This window comes from uncultured Gimesia sp., from assembly GCF_963976445.1.
Classification (GTDB): Bacteria; Planctomycetota; Planctomycetia; order Planctomycetales; family Planctomycetaceae; genus Gimesia.
The window spans coordinates 299,584-316,738 of the sequence record NZ_CAXBKP010000001.1 but is presented as its reverse complement, the minus strand read 5'-3'; the positions used below and the strand labels follow the sequence as shown (position 1 = coordinate 316,738).

Annotated in this window: 12 protein-coding genes; 8 read left to right on the top strand and 4 right to left on the bottom strand. The window is 49.3% G+C overall.

The window, feature by feature from the left end; genetic code table 11:
• Window positions 1-97 precede the first annotated feature (97 nt).
• From priA to AAC022_RS01245, 3 genes are all read left to right on the top strand, one after another.
• A complete protein-coding gene (priA, locus tag AAC022_RS01255; protein ID WP_339727215.1) occupies window positions 98-2,431 on the top strand; it encodes a primosomal protein N' in 2,334 nt (777 codons plus the stop codon).
• 169 nt (window positions 2,432-2,600) lie between these two features.
• The gene (locus AAC022_RS01250) at window positions 2,601-5,588 is read left to right on the top strand and encodes a PQQ-dependent sugar dehydrogenase (protein ID WP_339727214.1); all 2,988 of its coding nucleotides are present in this window, start codon (window positions 2,601-2,603) and stop codon (window positions 5,586-5,588) included.
• 201 nt (window positions 5,589-5,789) lie between these two features.
• Window positions 5,790-6,818: a hypothetical protein gene (locus tag AAC022_RS01245; protein WP_339727212.1), complete on the top strand. Its 1,029-nt coding sequence runs from the start codon at window positions 5,790-5,792 to the stop codon at window positions 6,816-6,818.
• A 9-nt stretch (window positions 6,819-6,827) separates the two neighbouring features.
• Here the strand turns inward: AAC022_RS01245 and hemW are convergent, their stop codons facing one another.
• Entirely contained in the window at window positions 6,828-7,961 is a 1,134-nt protein-coding gene (hemW, locus tag AAC022_RS01240; protein ID WP_339727210.1) for a radical SAM family heme chaperone HemW, read from the bottom strand.
• Window positions 7,962-7,999: 38 nt separating this feature from the next.
• Window positions 8,000-9,346 carry a hypothetical protein gene (locus tag AAC022_RS01235; protein WP_339727207.1) on the bottom strand — a complete coding sequence of 449 codons (1,347 nt, stop codon included), beginning with the start codon at window positions 9,344-9,346 and terminating at the stop codon, window positions 8,000-8,002.
• A gap of 279 nt (window positions 9,347-9,625) precedes the next feature.
• Between AAC022_RS01235 and holA the strand changes: the two genes are divergently transcribed.
• The 3 genes from holA to murJ all read left to right on the top strand — a co-directional run bounded on the left by holA (window position 9,626) and on the right by murJ (window position 12,998).
• The gene (gene holA / locus AAC022_RS01230; RefSeq protein ID WP_339727205.1) at window positions 9,626-10,642 is read left to right on the top strand and encodes a DNA polymerase III subunit delta; all 1,017 of its coding nucleotides are present in this window, start codon (window positions 9,626-9,628) and stop codon (window positions 10,640-10,642) included.
• Between the two features lie 232 nt (window positions 10,643-10,874).
• The gene (locus tag AAC022_RS01225; RefSeq protein ID WP_339727204.1) at window positions 10,875-11,297 is read left to right on the top strand and encodes a hypothetical protein; all 423 of its coding nucleotides are present in this window, start codon (window positions 10,875-10,877) and stop codon (window positions 11,295-11,297) included.
• A 15-nt stretch (window positions 11,298-11,312) separates the two neighbouring features.
• Entirely contained in the window at window positions 11,313-12,998 is a 1,686-nt protein-coding gene (gene murJ / locus AAC022_RS01220; RefSeq protein ID WP_339727201.1) for a murein biosynthesis integral membrane protein MurJ, read from the top strand.
• Between the two features lie 69 nt (window positions 12,999-13,067).
• On the opposite strand, the gene AAC022_RS01215 is transcribed toward murJ, so the two are convergent.
• Entirely contained in the window at window positions 13,068-14,105 is a 1,038-nt protein-coding gene (locus tag AAC022_RS01215; RefSeq protein ID WP_339727198.1) for a DUF1559 domain-containing protein, read from the bottom strand.
• A 382-nt stretch (window positions 14,106-14,487) separates the two neighbouring features.
• Between AAC022_RS01215 and AAC022_RS01210 the strand changes: the two genes are divergently transcribed.
• Window positions 14,488-14,670 (top strand): hemin uptake protein HemP, encoded by a 183-nt coding sequence (locus tag AAC022_RS01210; protein WP_339727195.1) that lies wholly within the window; start codon window positions 14,488-14,490, stop codon window positions 14,668-14,670.
• 69 nt (window positions 14,671-14,739) lie between these two features.
• On the opposite strand, the gene AAC022_RS01205 is transcribed toward AAC022_RS01210, so the two are convergent.
• Window positions 14,740-15,303: a hypothetical protein gene (locus tag AAC022_RS01205; RefSeq protein ID WP_339727193.1), complete on the bottom strand. Its 564-nt coding sequence runs from the start codon at window positions 15,301-15,303 to the stop codon at window positions 14,740-14,742.
• 295 nt (window positions 15,304-15,598) lie between these two features.
• On the opposite strand from AAC022_RS01205, the gene xylA reads away from it, so the two are divergent.
• Entirely contained in the window at window positions 15,599-16,909 is a 1,311-nt protein-coding gene (gene xylA / locus AAC022_RS01200) for a xylose isomerase (protein ID WP_339727190.1), read from the top strand.
• Window positions 16,910-17,155 lie beyond the last annotated feature (246 nt).

The following is a 17,155-nucleotide window of genomic DNA, read 5'->3' as shown; positions in this document are numbered from 1 at the left end:
ATCGAATTCTCGATAGTCGAGTTTGATTGTTGAGTTCGTCACTCCAAAGAGTTACAAAGCGAGATATCCATTTCCCCTAGTATATCCTGCAGATGATATGAGTAAACCGAAGCAACAGAGCCTATTTGAAGAAGAGGAACTTCCGGAAAATCCCATGCCTTGGGAACGGGAGTCCGCGCAGGATCTCTATCTGGCGCAAATTGTGTTGAATCGGCCCGTGGATCGAGTGTTTCACTACCTGGTTCCCGAAAGTATGCGCGCTCTGCTCCGCGCGGGGCATCGGGTTCAGGTTCCCTTTGGTCGCGGGAATCAGTTGATACCGGGATTTTGCGTGGGTGTAGGGCCTGCCGATGAAAATCAGCCCAGCATTCGTTTAAAGACGATCGAAGCCATTCTGGACAGTCGCCCCTTATTCGATGCCAAAATGCTGAAGCTAACACGCTGGATTGCAGATCGTTATTTATGCAGTTGGGGGCAGGTACTGGAAACGGTGGTTCCTGCCGGGGTGAAGAATCAGGCAGGCACCCGGATGGTGACGTTGTTTGAGTTGGCTGAGTCCCAACAACAAAACGAAGATCTGTCGGCCGAGTTGATTGAAAAGCTGCCCGCCAAACAGCGGGCTGTGTATGACGTGCTGAAGTCCGCTGAGAAGCCGCTGACTTTAGAGGAATTGACACAGGCCGCGAATTGCGGATCGGGGCCGGTTCACTCACTCAAAAAGAAAACGCTGATCCGCAGTCATCAAAAACGGATGCAACATTTCGAAAATGATGACGATGTCGTACACGCTCACATCAAAAAAGAGGATGATTTAGAGCTCAATACAGATCAGTCTCGGGCGCTAGATCAAATTCTGGCTGCGATCCGGGGGCAGCGGAGCGAAACGTTCGTACTGCATGGCGTGACGGGGAGTGGCAAAACAGAAGTCTATATTCAGGCGATTCGTGAAGTCGTCAGTTATGGTCAACAGGCGATTGTACTTGTGCCGGAAATCAGCTTGACGCCTCAGGCAATTCAGCGATTTCGTTCCCGCTTTGATTCCGTGGCGGTGTTACACAGCCATTTGAGTGACAGCGATCGGCATTATCACTGGCAGAATATCGCCGCCGGCAAAGTACAGGTGATTGTCGGTGCGCGGAGCGCGGTGTTTGCACCGGCGCCGCATCTGGGATTAATCGTCATTGATGAAGAACACGAAACTTCATTCAAGCAGGAGACAGCACCCCGCTACCATGCCCGGGAGGTCGCTCGCAAACGATCGGAGCTGGAGAGCGTACCTTTGATTCTGGGGTCTGCTACGCCGACGTTAAATTCCTGGCTGCGAGTCATCGAGAAAAAAGATACTCTGATTTCGATGGCGAAACGCGTCAATAATTTGCCGATGCCGAATGTGAATATTATTGATGTTCGCAATGATGTGCAGATCCGGCGAAACGAATCGATCGGACGCGTGTTGTATACAGGAATGCAGCATGCGCTGGAAGCCGGCGGGCAGGTGATCCTGTTTTTGAATCTCCGGGGTTACTCTCCTGCACTCTGGTGTAAGGGATGTGGCAACTCGGTCAAGTGCCCGCATTGTGAAATTTCTTTGACCTGGCATCGGGATAAAAATCTCGCGGTTTGTCATAGTTGTGATTTTTCGGCCCAACCTCCCAAGCAATGCCCGGGTTGTGGTGCACCGGGACTGCGGTTTGTGGGAGCCGGGACGCAACGGCTGGAAGAAGAGGTGAAAGCCAAGTTTTCCGATTACTCCTGTCAGCGAATGGACAGCGATACCATGCGGGGTGTCGGCAGCCATGCGCGCGTCTTGAATGCATTTGCAGCCGGTGAAGTGGATATCCTGCTGGGAACGCAGATGATTGCGAAAGGGTTGGACTTTCCGAATGTCACATTAGTGGGCGTGGTTGACGCTGATACGATGTTGCATCAGCCCGATTTATTCGCTTCGGAAAGAACGTTCCAGTTAATTGCGCAGGTTGCTGGACGCACAGGTCGTGGCATGCAGGGAGGACGCGTATTTGTGCAAACGGCTTCGCCCTCTGAGCCGGCGATTCTCAAGGCTTCAGAGCATGATTTTCTGGGATTTGCCAAACTCGAAATGGGACATCGTAAAGAGATGCTGGCCCCTCCTTATTCGCATTATGCCCGGGTGATTTTACGCGGCCCACAGGAAGAGCATGTGCAGGAGTTTGCTCGACAGATCGCAAAAATATTGAGTGATGCGGCGGCTGAGAAAAATTTGAAGATACAAATTCTGGGACCGGCGCCAGCTCCGATTATTCGGCTCAAGAAATATTTCCGCTATCATTTCCAATTGGCAGCTGTCAATGTGGAGGAGATCCTGCAACTCTGGCGCGAGGTCGACGGCAAGCTGCCGCGCGAAAAAGGGATCGAATACATAATCGACGTTGATCCGGTTAACATGCGATAACCAGCATCCTGCTGTAAGTTCCCGTTTCGCTGCCTGGTATCCTCGTTTCGAGATTGCAATCAATCCATAGACAGGTTTGAATAGTAGGATTGCCTGTCCTGATTGATTTGAGTTATGAGCAGAGCACTTCGGAATGAGCTTGTTTTATCCCCTGAGAGGAAAATTCCACATGATCACCGCCGATCAATCACAGCGTTTTCGATCATGGTTTGTGTTTCCTCTCATGTGTGCTTTACTGATGCTGCATGTGGCTCGTTTGCCGGCACAGGAACCAGCCGACACTTCTTTTGGTATTGAAAAACGGGTTCCGTGGACGACTTCGAAGATTAAAGGGACGCCTGATCCTTCTTTACCCTATGAAACCGAGCGGGCGTTTCCGAATCTAAAATTCAATCAGCCGCTGGCGATTGCTACTGCTCCCGGACAGAAACGTTTTTTTGTCGCCGAGCGAAAAGGAAAGATCTTTTCTTTTCCCTTCGAAGATCAAGGAGTCTCGCAGGCAGATCTGTTCTTCGATCTCAAAGAGCGGGTCAAGGATCTGAATGAAATATACGGCATCACATTTCATCCTCAGTTTGAGAAGCAGCGTTTTGTTTATATCTGTTATGTGTTAAAGCCCGGCTTGCCTCTAGGCACGCGTGTTTCCCGATTTAAAGTTCTGGATACGAATCCGCCCCGCTGTGATCCTGATTCAGAAGAGATTCTAATTGAATGGTTGTCCGGCGGTCATAATGGGGGTTGCCTGCGATTTGGTCCCGATGGTTATCTCTATATTTCGACCGGCGACGGTGGGCCAGCTTCGCCTCCTGATATTCATAATGCCGGTCAGGATGTGAGTAATCTCTTATCCTGTGTTTTGCGGATTGACGTGGATCGTCCTGGTAAAGAGCAACCTTATTCGATTCCCTCGGATAACCCCTTTCTGAATCTACGGGGGGCGCGTCCTGAGATCTGGGCGTTTGGTTTTCGCAATCCCTGGAAAATGTGCTTTCATCCCGAGAACGGCGATTTGTGGGTGGGCGATGTGGGTTGGGAATTGTGGGAACTCGTATTCCGCGTGGAGAAGGGGGGGAATTATGGGTGGAGTATTCGTGAAGGGCGGCAACCGGTGAAACCAGAATTGAAGCCGGGGCCGACGCCAATTCTACCACCAACGGTTGAGCATTCTCATCGTGAAGCGCGTTCGATTACGGGGGGCTATTTTTATCAGAGTCCCCGTTTGAAAGAGCTGAAAGACACCTACATTTATGGTGATTATTCAACGGGGAAACTCTGGGGATTGCGCTATGCAGACAAACGGGTCAACTGGCATCAGGAGCTGGCAAACTCGACACTCAAAGTGACCGCGTTTGCTTTGGATGATGCGGGAGAAGTTTATATTGTAGATATCGAAGGCGGGGCCTTTCATCGCCTCATTCCGATTAAAGAATCGGATCACAATCCGGAATTTCCGACTTTGTTAAGTCAGACGGGCCTGTTCGAGTCAACCGCCACACATCAGATTGCGCCGGGAGTGATTCCATATTCCATCAATGCGTCCGCCTGGGCGGATAATGCGACCGCGGAACGGTTTGTTGCTTTGCCTGATGGTACGAGTATTAACGTCGCGGGAAAACAGTTATGGAACTATCCCAAAGAGAGTGTCCTGATGAAAACAATTTCACTGGAGACCGAACGTGGGAATCCTGAATCATCGCGGCGACTCGAAACACAACTGCTACATTTCAACGGTGCCCGCTGGCTGGGCTACTCTTATCGCTGGAACGAAGAGCAGACTGATGCGGAGCTGGTTTCCCGAGAAGGCGATAATCTCAAACTCGAAGTCAGCTCTCAAGTCAATCCAAAGGAGAAAGTCAGTTATGACTGGCATATTCCCAGTCGGGCGGAATGTGCTGTGTGTCATACGCCTTTTCAGAACCACCTTTCTATTCTGTCATTTGAACAGGCACAGTTGAATCGGAATCAGAAGTATGGAAATCTGATTGATAATCAACTTCGGACTCTGGCGCATATCAAAGTACTGCCTGAGTCTGTCTGGAACGAAGCCAAAGAATCGAAAACCCAGACGCTAGTTGATCCGCACAATGCAGCGGCTTCCCTGAATCTGCGGGCTCGGTCCTATTTACATGCGAACTGCCGACACTGTCATCGGAGTAATGGTGGTGGGGGAGCGACGATCGAGCTTGGTGCCTCGTTTGATCTGGCCGGAATGAAAGCGGTTGGTGTGAAGCCAACGCAGGGAACGTTTGGGATGGCAGAAGCCGAAGTCATTTCCCCCCGCGATCCGTTTCGTTCGGTGCTGCTCTATCGGATGAGCAAACTTGGTAAAGGGCGGATGCCGTACTCCGGTTCGTCTCTGGTTGATGTGCAGGGGACACAACTGATTCGGGAATGGATAGAAAGTCTACCGACGAGTTCGGATAACAGCAATTTTACGGTGCTTCGATTACGGAACCACCAGCGAAATCTATTGGGCGATTCCGTTCAGATTGAAGATCAGGACTTTGTCAGCCAAAAGCTGCAGGAAATTCTGGGGACCACCAGCGGTGCGATGCTGTTACTGGATGCCCTTGATCGCAAGCCGCTGTCTGAGCAGATGAAAAATCAGATCATTCAATTGGCGACACAAGACCAGAGCCCGCTCATCAGCGATTTATTTGAACGGTTTTTACCGGAGGATCAGCGAGTCAAACGACTGGGGGTCAAGATCGATCAAGAGACGCTGTTATCGGTTCAGGGGGATGCGCGTGAAGGAAAAAAACTATTTTTTGAAATGGCAGGACTGCAGTGTCGAAATTGTCATCGCGTGCATCAGTATGGAAAAGAGCTGGGGCCCGATCTGACTCAGATCGGGAAAAAACTTGCGCGTTCAGAGCTGCTGGAAAATATTGTTCAGCCCTCAAAAAAGATTGATGAAAAATATTACACCCACGTTGTGGAGTTGCGATCCGGCAAGGTGCATACCGGCTTGTTAGTCAAGAAAGATGATACCGGCATCACCTTAAGAGACAGTAAAAATGAATTGCTGCAAATTCCACAGAACGAGATTGAGAGTGTGGTGGTGCAGAAAAAATCGATTATGCCGGAACAGTTATTCCGCGATCTGACTGCCGAGCAAGCGGCCCATTTGCTGGCATATCTTGAGTCTTTGAAATAACTTGAGTGCGGGCTGCCGCTTCATTGCTGCTGAGAGTTCTGAAACAGATAAAACAGTCTGGTTTTTGATTCTCAAATCCCTATAATTCAAGAAAGTTGTACTTAAGTTCCCTCCTGAAGCTGCCTCGCTCGATTTCTGGAACATGAACTCTCCTCCCGGTTCAATCCATAAATATAAAAATCTATTAATTTGAGTTGAAACATGACAATCCAATTTAATTGTCCCTATTGCACATCGACATTGAAAGTCCCGGATTCCACAGCTGGTAAACAAGGAGACTGTCCGCGGTGTGGGACGAAGCTACTGATTCCGAATCCGATTAAAGCGGAAATTCAGCAGACACCTTCCACTGAGAATGTTGCACCGATACCTCAATCAGAACCGGTGGCATCATCTGATGTAGACGGGCAAACAGAGGATCACGGTCCCGATGCGCCTCAGGTGTCTGCGGAGTCAAGACCGATGAGCAGTATGACTTCGCAATATCTACGCAAACGTCGAAAGTCGAATGCTGGTGGGGTGATATTGTTTCTATTGTTCTTCGGTCTAATGTTGGGAGTTGCTGGATATTTCTACTGGGCTTATGGCCCGAATCTTGAAGGGAATCTGGTCGCCGCCCGATTCAACCCCGAGAGTGCCAAGCTGGAACAGCAATTGAAGGCAGCCTCATTAGGGGTGTCCGAGGATGTGGTCCAGGCTGTCAATCAAAGTTTAAAAGAAACTTCGCGGCGAGTGCAAAGCGATTTGATGGATATGGTCTTCTACGGATCGGAACAGGGTGGTTTGTTTATTCGGTTGAAAGCGGGAAAAGATACCGAACTGGTTCGCGTTGATCTGACAGGAGATCCTGCGTTAATGGATTACATCAGTCAGAACGGTGTGCAGTTGGATCAACCCCGCATCAGTGAGTTCGAAACATATCTCAAGCAGTTTTACACAGAATGGTACCAGTTCCTTGAATCCGGGGAAGTGATGCCCGATCTCCTTACCTACCGGAACAAGGTGGGGCTGAATTCCCTGATGGGAGGCTTAGGGTATCACATGGAAGCCCGGGTGAATCATAAGATTTATCCCTGTGTGCATGATGACTTTGAGGGGGGGCTCTATTTTCTCGTTCCCAGAGGAACCTTACAGTTTGAAATTCTGGGGCGTAAATTGGATAACGGCTGGACTTCGTTTCCGGGAAAATATCAGGTGCAGGTGACGCAGGAATATCCACGCACACCTTAAGTGTTCGATTTAAAGAAAATCAATCACAACGGAGTCAGCCAGCAGGCAGCCAGCTTGTGTCAGACGAAGATGCGTCGCGGTTTCTTCGAGAAAACCGGCTTTGACATGCTTTTGTATGGCAGCGTGCGAGAGATCATAAAGATCAAAATGATAACGTGCCGCGAACTCAGAGACATCGATTCCCACACGGCGTCGTAACCCGAAAATGATGGCCTCTCGCGCACTGTCTTCAGGTGATAACTGTTCCTGATCTGCAATCGGAGATTCTCCAGCAGTAATCCGTTTTAACCAGGTAACAACGCTACGGTGATTCTGTCTGCGAATTCCATTCAGATAACTGGCTGCACCAGGACCAAAGCCGAAATACGGATATCCGGTCCAGTAGACTTCATTGTGCCGACATTCATATCCAGGACGGGCGAAGTTGGAAATTTCATAATGCTTCAAGCCCTCGGCATCCAGAAAGTCCAGCGCGAATTCATACATATCTCCCGCCAGCTCTTCTTCAGGGAGATCAAAGAGGCCTGCTTTCTGTCGGCTCCAGAACGTGGTTCCTTTTTCGATGGTCAATCCATAGGTTGAGATATGAGGGATCTTCAGCTGGATCGCGTCGGCAAGCGAAGTTTTCCAGTTTTGCAGACTCTGACCGGGAACAGCAAAGATGAGGTCGAGACTCGTATTTTCAATCCGGGACTGCAGTGCTTGGACAATTTCGAATATTTGGTCTGGCTGATGATCGCGTTCCAGAAACGTAAGAATGTCGGAATCGAATGATTGCACGCCGAGACTGACGCGGTTCACTCCGATCTGTTTCAGAAAATCAATCTTTTCCTCAGTCAGATTCAGCGGATTGGCTTCGATGCTGAATTCATAATCTGCCGCAAGTTGGAAGTGGGAAAAGATGGCATTAAATAGTCGTTGTAGCTGATCAATGCTGAGGTGTGTCGGAGTGCCGCCACCCAGAAACAGCGTTTTTAATTCGATACCTTCGCCGACATCAGATAGTTGCTGTTCCATCGCCGCCAGATACTCTTCGATGAGGTGATCTTTTTGTGCAACGAGCGTGAAGTCACAGTACCCGCAGCGATGCTGGCAGAACGGGACATGAAAGTAGGCAGAGCTGGGCAATTCCTGATTTAACACAAGCGTGGGTCCGCTGGCTGTGTCGATGTCTCTCTAGTTTAAGAGAGAACTTCACTGAAGGGCGCATCACTGAAACTCAATGCAGCCAGAACATGAGCCAGAGTCAAAATCGCATCACAGGTGGGAACCGTCTCCCGAAACCAATGATATCCTGATTGCCCTCCAGCGTAAACGGCCTGTTTTGTCTGCATTTGAAAATAGCCACCTGCCAGCGTGCCTGTGTGCGGGTGGACATTCCAGCCAGGCGGGAGGTCTGGCAATTGTGCAAGACACTCTTCTTCGAGGAGAAATTCTTTACTGGCATATTCAACGGCGAGGGCATTCATCAGAAACTGTGAAATCAGATGTTGCGGCAAGAGAGTGCCTGCTTCGTCAAAAAACGCACAGCGGCGGCTGTCGTCGTCGATGAGCATTCCCAAATCGTACTCGCGTGACTGGAGTGACTCCTGCATTTTGAGGACATCGGAGTCCTGTGAGTTGAGCAGATCCCGTTTTTGATGGGGAATCTGGACCCAGGTGAGCTGGCAGGGGAGTTTTTCAAAGAGGGCGTTGAGTGTGTCTCTGACCAGCCTCAATGAACAGGCAACGGCAATTTTTAGCGGTCTCAGTGCATGGAAGTGTTTATGGAATTGTGCCCGATAGGATTCCATGGGGTGAAATGTTCTTTGTGAGCCAGGCTGCCGAGAGGCTCTTCCGAATCCTGTGGTAGAGATCTCCTGAATCTTTTCCAAACTATGACCGACGGAAACCGGTTGTGAATTTTCGAGCAGAAATTCGAGCCCGGTATACGAGGGGCCACACTGGGAGCCGGTGACCATGATGGCCCCTTGTGCCTGTAAGTGAGTGGTCGCGTATGACAAGATTGCTGGTACTGTCAGTCCCAGGTCAATCACCCGACAGCCATTTCTGCGTAGTGCATTGGCGACTCCCGTGATGATATCGGGGGAGGAAGGGCGTTCGTCAAAACCGATGACGACAGAAGGGCCTCGGCTTTTTTCCGGCCCAGGGTGCACAAGCGAACGAGATACAGTTTTCAGTGAGGAGGCTGCTGGCAGTTGAGGGGCCAATCCTTTGAGAGGCAGTTCTTCCCAGAGCACGTTGGAAAAAGCACCCGCGATGTGGGCAGCCTGAGTCCGATTGATCTCGTTCAGATAAACGCCACGAACTCCTTCCGCGGTAAACAGGTTCTGTGGTGCGACTCGTTGCTTCTGTGTCTGTTGCAGTCGTTTCACTGTTTCCGGTGACAGATTTCCCGTTTCTGTATTGTGAGGGCACGTACGGCACTTCGGATAGAATGCCGCCAGCCGGGAGAGATGAATGGCTTTTGAAATCGGATAATCTTCCCCCGGGCATTGGAAAAAGACTTCTGCTGTCTGCAGCAACACGGGCAGTCGCGGTTTGGGAGGGATCGCTGCCTGAGGTAGAATCTGCGTCTCGGATTCCGGTCTATTTCCGGTATGAGATTCGGATTTCAGTGAAATGGTATTCAGCTCCCAATGGATTTGTTTGTTCTATTTGCAGGATCAGCGTGCAGCATCACTCGAAATTACTGCAATATTGAGTGTAATATCTGATAAGCGTCACTCGAGGTGACTTCGGTTTAGAGCACTGTTTCGCAGCTCAATTTACGTTATCCTGATGTTTTTGGTCAATAAGAGTTCTCTATGAGTCTGCATGTCACCGAATTTCTGCTGAATCCTGCCAAGAACGAGTTTGGGCCGATTGTGGTGCTGCAGGGTGATGATCGCTATATGAAACAGGAGGCGATCAAGGTCATCGAACCCTTGGTGCTGGGGGACGATGAAGATACCAGTATCACGCGATTTGATGGAAAACGGCTCGAAAGGGAGCTTCCCCCGTCAGCTTTGTTTGATGAACTGAAAACTGTTTCCATGTGGGGAGATAAGCGTCTGGTCATTGTTGACGAGGCGGAAAAATTTGTGTCCGCATTTCGTGGCAAACTGGAAAAATATCTGGAAGCACCGTCGAAAAGTTCGGTCTTAATCCTGGATGTCAAATCATGGAGCAAGGCGACTCGTCTGGCAAAACTGGTTACAAAAATTGGTCTGGATCTCGAATGTAAAGAGCTCAAGGGAGGGCAGTTAGCGAAATGGATTTCCGATACTGCTGGACAATTGCATCAGAAGCAGATTTCGCGCGAGGCTGCTTTGTTGCTGGTCGAGATGGTGGGAACCCATTGTGGACAAATACATCAAGAATTAGAAAAGTTGTCGACGTTTGTCGGAGAGCAGCCACGCATTTCTCCTGATGATATCCGCGCTGTGGTCGGTGGATGGAAGGCAGAAACAACCTGGGCGATGACCGGCGCAGTTCGCGATGGTCATATTGGCGATGCACTCAAGTACCTCGATAATTTACTGGTGGCGGGGGAAGCGCCTCAGAAAATATTGGGCGGATTGACTTTTGTCTGGCGAAAATATTTCAAAGCGACGCAGTTGGCAGTGCAGGGAATCCCTTTAAAGCAAGCCTTAAAAGACGCAGGGGTCTTTCCGCGGGATGTCGATTCCTCAGACCGTTATCTGCGGCGGTTGAGTCGTCAGCGGGCGGAAAAGATCAGTCACTGGTTGCTGGAAACCGATCTAAATCTGAAAGGCAACAGTCGTCTGGCACCGCGGTTAGAATTAGAGCGGCTCCTGTTTTTACTTAGCGGGAAATCGTAAGTTCACTGTAAAGGTTCTGATACAAAAACTTATAGCGTGGACGGATCTTCATAAACATCCTTTCAAAATTCTTTATTTCTCCATGAAATGAATCTTGCCTTGAATATCGAGCGAGAGTATAACTCAGCGTTAATAAGGTTTTTACGAAACTGATTGGCACTGTTTGAACCTTGCAGTGATTGACTAAGTTTCGTGCTTCTAATGGGATCTCAGACGCACATTGAGGTGAAGCATGTCGTCGGAACTCTTAGATCCAAGTAATGTCGCCAGCATCTATGAGGAAGCACCTCTGGAAGCTGACCGTCATAAGTGGATCGAAAGTCAGAAGAATGGCTCTGATCTGGGCAATCATGCTATCTCTGACTGGTATGCAAATCATTGGTACTACTTCTGCATCGGCAAAAAGATTGAGCACCTGTTGGGTGATCGATGCTGGCAGGAGTTCAGCGAGACCCGTTTTGGGTTTTTGAAGTCGCTTAATCTTGAGAATGATCTATTAGCAGACCGGATTCTCGATCGAATCTTTTGGTTGCGAATGGAGAATCTGGATATCATTATCTGGGCCAGAGAGTGGAGTCTACCACTTGAGCGTGTGATTGATATTCTTGAATTGATCGATATCAACTCGGCGCGTCTTGAACCAGTTTTGACCTGATTCAATTTGTGAATAATGGATGATTCCGCACCACCTTCGCTTTCACAGGAAGAACAAAATCAGGTGGCTGCCGATGGCGATACGCGCGGACTCTTTTCGGGGCTTCGGGTAGTCAGCCTGTTGACGCTGTTGAGTCGTGTGTTGGGGATGGTCCGGGATATCGGCATGGCGACGTTGTTCGGCAACGGACCGATCATGGATTCCTTTTCTGTTGCATTCAAGCTGCCGAATCTGATGCGGCGTCTATTGGGAGAAGGGGCACTCTCGACTGCGTTCCTCCCGACTTATATCCGGGAGCTGGAACAAAACGGACGCGAGGCTTCTTGGAGACTGGTGACAGCAGTCTTGTTCTGGTTGATGGTCTTTTCCGTTCTGGTAGTCACTGCCGGCGAGACACTGCTGATCATGCTGGGAAGTCTGGCAGAACCTGGTTCGGAAGCACAGCTTTTGTATTGGTTATCGGGACTCCTGCTCCCTTATCTGATCCTGATTTGTATGGCTGCGCAGATCAATGCCACTTTGCATGCACTCAATCATTTTTCGATTCCCGCGCTGCTGCCCACCATTTTGAATCTGTTCTGGATGATGGGGATCTGGCTGATCGCTCCATTCTTTCCAGATCCACAGACAAAAATCACTGTGATTTGTCTTTCGCTCCTGGCAGGCGGCGTTGTGCAATTCCTGCTCCCCTTGTTGAAATTATTTCGCCTGGGGTTTCGTCCTCATATGGAATGGTGGAATGGATTCAGCCAGGTCAAAATCATTGCGGTCAGTATGGCTCCCATTGTGGTTGGCTTGTCGATCACTCAACTCAATACATTGATCGACAGTCTACTGGCCTGGGGGTTGGCGAAGCCGGAAGGGGTTTACGCTACCGGTGCGGAAGCAGGTCTTCCTTTCTGGCAGATCTTTGAATCGGGAACGGCTTCGGCGCTGTATTTCGGTCAAAGAATGTATCAGTTTCCGCTGGGGGTGTTTGGTGTAGCGTTGGGGACGGTGCTTTATCCTCGGCTTTCGCGCCATGCAGAAAGAAAAGACGACGATTTATTACGCCAGGATTTACTCTTGGGGCTACGACTGGTGTTGGGGGTCGGTTTGCCTGCCAGTATGGGGCTGTTTTTAATGGCAGAACCGTTGTCGTCACTCTTGTTTCAGTATGGTGATTTTGATGTGTTTGACGCCTTGCAGACTGCAGAGATGATCCGCTTTTATGGCATTGGGGTATTTGCCTTTATGGCGGTGTTGATTTTAAATCGTGGGTTTTATGCCGTTGGTGATACACGAACCCCTGTCAGGATTGGGGCTCTGATTGTCGTTTGTAATCTGCTGTTAAACCTGGTTTTCATCTGGTGGTTGAAAGGGAAAGGGCTCGCGCTGGCGACTTCGCTGGCGGCAATGGTTCAAGCAATTCTGAGCCTCTGGCTGATCAGAGAAAAAGTGGGATCACTTGATCTTTCAAAGATTGTGCGCACATTTCTGCGGGCAAGTCTGGCGACGATTGTCATGTCAGTGATTATTATCGTGGAGTTGCAGGTGATTTCGTCCGCCGATCAATTTTTCTATCGCCTGATACGTGTCCTTATTCCCGTGATTTCTGCAGTGGTGATCTATCTGCTGTTGGCTCGTTTGTTGGGGATGAGTGAAATTATGACACTGTTGCGGTCGGGAAAAAAAACAGTTGAGGATCAGCAGAAATCGTAAAAAAAGCCCTCCGGGAAAATCCAGAGGGCTTGATTCAGATAGAGACAACCGCTTTATGGTTGCTCTGGTTTAGAATTCACCGATGACTTCGCCGCCACTACGGGTGCTCAGAGCACGGTAAGTTCCCAAGTCAATATTTTCACTGAGGGAGCGTACTGCACCGTCCATGAGGAGGGCATGTACGATACCGATGTGATAGCTGCGAGCAGTAACGGCAGCATAAGTGGGGCCAGTGCATCCAGTCTTGGCTTCCCGGCAGGAAGTAAGGTCGCCCGCATCGATTGCGCCGCTGGCGCCTGTGACGGCCACTTTGGTATTGGGGGGAAGGGTTGTTGTGAACCCAGTCTGGTGTACGCGGCCATCGACCCATTCGGTATGTCCGCTGTTACCTTTGTCTGAACCACTCATTAGTGCCTCAACACCACTGGCTACGCTGGGGATTGAGGAAGTCCCTCCATCTCCATCCCGGTTATACGCGGTAAAGGCTTTGACTTCTGCGAAGCCAAGTGTATTACTCATGCCGTCGGTAAAATCACGTGGCTTGGTTTTGCTGTTGGAGTAAAATGCCCCATCACCGCCGCTCAGGCTGGAGTTGGTAAAGACGCGCCAGGTCCCTCCATTGTAACCATAGTTGATTGGATAGTGTTCCGGAGCACCGGCAGATGTGGTGCGAATTCGGTCATTCACTTCACTGGGGCACATAAAGAAGGGAGTACGTGTGTAAGCAATCGAGGGGTCGGTCTGATTTTCGTAGGTTTTAGTGAAATCAATATTGTTGTAGAGGTTGGCCCCATCGGCGAAGGGGAGGATGCGGGCATGGATCGACCACTGACCGCCCGGGGTGAAATCACCAGCTCCATCAGGGCCGACGCAAAAAGCGGGAGGGAATGCCGAGTGGGCACTCAAGTAGTTGTGTAATGCTAAACCGATCTGCTTCAGATTGTTTTTACATTGACTGCGACGCGCTGCTTCCCGTGCCTGTTGTACGGCAGGCAGCAGCAGAGCGATCAGAATCGCGATAATCGCGATGACCACCAGCAGCTCGATCAGAGTAAAACCATGTTTCCGTTTGCCGGGACTCCGGCTGTGTTGAAAATGTTGCCCCATTTCTTTTCTTTCTTCTAAAAAAAGATCGTGGCAACGTGCTCTTCAACTTCTGCAACGTGCAAACAAACACCGTTGGTGTCTGGGTGGATAAGCCGTCTTGCCGATAAATCATGAAATAGTGTGAGACTTGATAATCAGTCTTTGTTGACACTGAGTCTCAGGATCATTATATTAGCGGCAGGTTTTAGCACATGCAAGCAAGTGGGGCCTGTTTTTCACAATTTTTGATGTGAGAAATAAGCTTTGGAATGACACTCTCGCATTGTTTCTGTTTGTGGTGCGAGCTTTTGTACAGCGCATTTCAATTGGTGGTCTTGAAGTCTGCCTGGGGCGTATTGAATTGCATTTTCGAACTCTCTGTCTATCTGGTATCCAAGAAATTATGAGCGAACATATTGATGCAGAACGCCTGGCTCCGGCGTCCGCCCCCAAAGAAGAAGCACCGGCAGAAGTGATCTGCTCAGATACAATTCTAAAAGGCAATCATGAGGTGTTGATCCAGCATGGAGAGACGATTTATCGCTTGAGAATCACCCAAAACGGCAAATTGATTCTCTGTAAGTAGAAATCGCGTCCTGATAAGCAAAAAGTGGCTTCTGTGAGAGGCGGCAGAGTCTCTCGCAGGAGGTCTCACTTAATTTGCAAAGGCAACCTGCAGGCTGTCCAGGATGTCCTGTTCCAGTGCTGGGTCTCGTCCGAGAGGAATCCAGCCAGGAGTGTCACTGCGCTGTTTGACCAGATTCAAATCGCGTCTTAAGCTCAGGTCCTGTAGAAAAGTCGCTCCCCCGGGGGCACTTGAGGTTTGGGTAGGCACGTCCTCGATTTCCTTAAACGCTTCAACTCCCAGCAGGTAACCTCCTTCGACTGGAGTGACGCTCACAAAAACGCGGCGACGAATTGACTGCAGGCTGCTTTCCAGTCGATTGTCAAAACCAACAGAATCGCCGTGCCAGGGTTCCAGGAGATTTGCCCCGACTTTGTAGTCAGTCTCAATCCGACCATCCAGCTTATTTTCACGTGCAATGGCGAATTTATAGTTGTGAATCGTATCAACAACCCGCTCCCAGACCATATCTTGATTTGTGCCTGATATTTGAACCGGATTTGAGAGAGCAGAAGGCGCAGCTTGAAACCCACCTGATGCACAGCCAGTGCATAGCATACATAACATGATGAAATTGATAAGGTTACGATTCATTACCGGTTGCCGTCACTCAGACTGCTTTGCAGTAAATCAATGCCAGGACAGGCGAGTTCAGAGTGTTTACTCCGTTGTTTTATTCGACGGGGCAGATGAAAGGGGTTGGCTGGGTTTTCTCAAACAGCCGCAAAGTTTCCCAGATTGAGAATTTTGAGGCAAGATCACTTTGAAAATCCATTTGTAATGTTTGTTCAATAACTTCCCGAGCCTACACTCGGCAAACAATTCTGATTAGAATCTTTGTTTGAAGTGATTGTCTTAAAACGTTTTAACCACTTTACAGGTAAGCACCATGGAATACTTTGCAGACGTCCCCAAAATTGAATACGAAGGCCCTCAGAGCAAAAATCCACTTGCATTCAAACAGTACAATCCGGATGAACAACTCGAAGGGAAATCAATGCGAGATCTCTTTCGGTTCAGTATCTGCTACTGGCATACGTTTCGTGGTACGGGTAGTGACCCGTTTGGCGGAGCGACACTCCAGCGTCCCTGGGATGATGGCTCTAATTCTGTTGAAAATGCTCTGAAACGCGTTGATGTCGCGTTTGAGTTTTTCGAAAAGCTCCAGGCTCCTTACTATTGTTTTCATGATAAAGATGTGTCACCAGACGGCGAGACCTTAAAAGAATCGAACGATATTTTCGACCGCATTGCCGACAAGTTGCTCGAAGCACAGGAACGAACGGGAATTAAGCTTCTGTGGGGAACAGCGAATTTGTTTTCGCATCCCCGGTTCATGCATGGTGCTGCCACCAGTCCGAATGCTGATGTCTTTGCCTACGCAGCGGCTCAGGTCAAAAAAGCGATGGAAGTCACGCATCGTCTGGGGGGCGAAAACTATGTGTTCTGGGGTGGCCGTGAAGGTTACATGAATCTGTTCAATACCGATATGAAACGCGAACTGGACCATTTAGCAGGGTTCATGCATATGGCGGTAGAACATGCTCAGAAGATCGGTTTCAAGGGGCAGTTCTTATTCGAACCCAAACCGAAAGAACCTACAAAGCATCAGTATGATTTCGATGCCGCGGCCTGTCTGAATTTCCTGCGGACTTACGATTTGCAGGATCATGTGAAATTAAATATTGAAACCAACCACGCTACTCTGGCCGGCCATACCATGATGCATGAACTGGTATATTCATCCATTCAGGGCGCGCTCGGAAGTATCGATGCCAATACGGGAGATCTCTTACTCGGTTGGGATACGGATCAGTTTCCGACGGACATTTATCTGACGACGCAATGCATGCTGGCCATTCTTGATCAGGGAGGCCTGGCTCCCGGCGGTGTCAATTTTGATGCCAAAGTCAGACGCGAAAGCTTCGAACCGATCGATCTGTTTTATGCTCACATTGGTGGGATGGATGCATTTGCCCGGGGTGCGAAAATCGCTTCACAGATTCGCAAAGATGGCGTTCTGTCCGACTTCGTTGCCAAGCGATATGCCAGCTACAATGAAGGGATCGGCAAACAGATTGAGGCTGGCGGTGTTTCCTTCGCTGATCTCGAAACCTACATGCTGGAGAAGGGAGACTCGGCTCCGAATCTCAGTGGTCGTCAGGAATGGATTGAAAACGTGATTAACGAATATCTCTGATCGACTGCTTTCCAGAAAATTGAATGAAAATAACCCTCTGTAATCACAGTGAATACAGAGGGTTGTTTGTTATCGATTTTGAGGAAAAAATAACTTTTCGCCACGCGCTTACCATTTACGAACTATGATTTATAAAGGCTTCCAGAGCAAGCTTTATAAAATTATGGGTCTATCAATTATGCCGTTTATGGAAACTTTACGGATTCGGCATGAAAATAAAATTCTGATCTCGTTATCAGAAGATTG

What these genes read in the sequence shown, in the direction of transcription:
- AAC022_RS01210 (WP_339727195.1), top strand. Translation starts at nt 14,488, where the DNA reads ATGAGCGAACATATTGATGCAGAACGCCTGGCTCCGGCGTCCGCCCCC.
- murJ (WP_339727201.1), top strand. Translation starts at nt 11,313, where the DNA reads ATGGATGATTCCGCACCACCTTCGCTTTCACAGGAAGAACAAAATCAG.
- AAC022_RS01245 (WP_339727212.1), top strand. Translation starts at nt 5,790, where the DNA reads ATGACAATCCAATTTAATTGTCCCTATTGCACATCGACATTGAAAGTC.
- priA (WP_339727215.1), top strand. Translation starts at nt 98, where the DNA reads ATGAGTAAACCGAAGCAACAGAGCCTATTTGAAGAAGAGGAACTTCCG.
- holA (WP_339727205.1), top strand. Translation starts at nt 9,626, where the DNA reads ATGAGTCTGCATGTCACCGAATTTCTGCTGAATCCTGCCAAGAACGAG.
- AAC022_RS01250 (WP_339727214.1), top strand. Translation starts at nt 2,601, where the DNA reads ATGATCACCGCCGATCAATCACAGCGTTTTCGATCATGGTTTGTGTTT.
- xylA (WP_339727190.1), top strand. Translation starts at nt 15,599, where the DNA reads ATGGAATACTTTGCAGACGTCCCCAAAATTGAATACGAAGGCCCTCAG.
- AAC022_RS01225 (WP_339727204.1), top strand. Translation starts at nt 10,875, where the DNA reads ATGTCGTCGGAACTCTTAGATCCAAGTAATGTCGCCAGCATCTATGAG.
- AAC022_RS01215 (WP_339727198.1), bottom strand. Translation starts at nt 14,105, where the DNA reads ATGGGGCAACATTTTCAACACAGCCGGAGTCCCGGCAAACGGAAACAT.
- AAC022_RS01205 (WP_339727193.1), bottom strand. Translation starts at nt 15,303, where the DNA reads ATGAATCGTAACCTTATCAATTTCATCATGTTATGTATGCTATGCACT.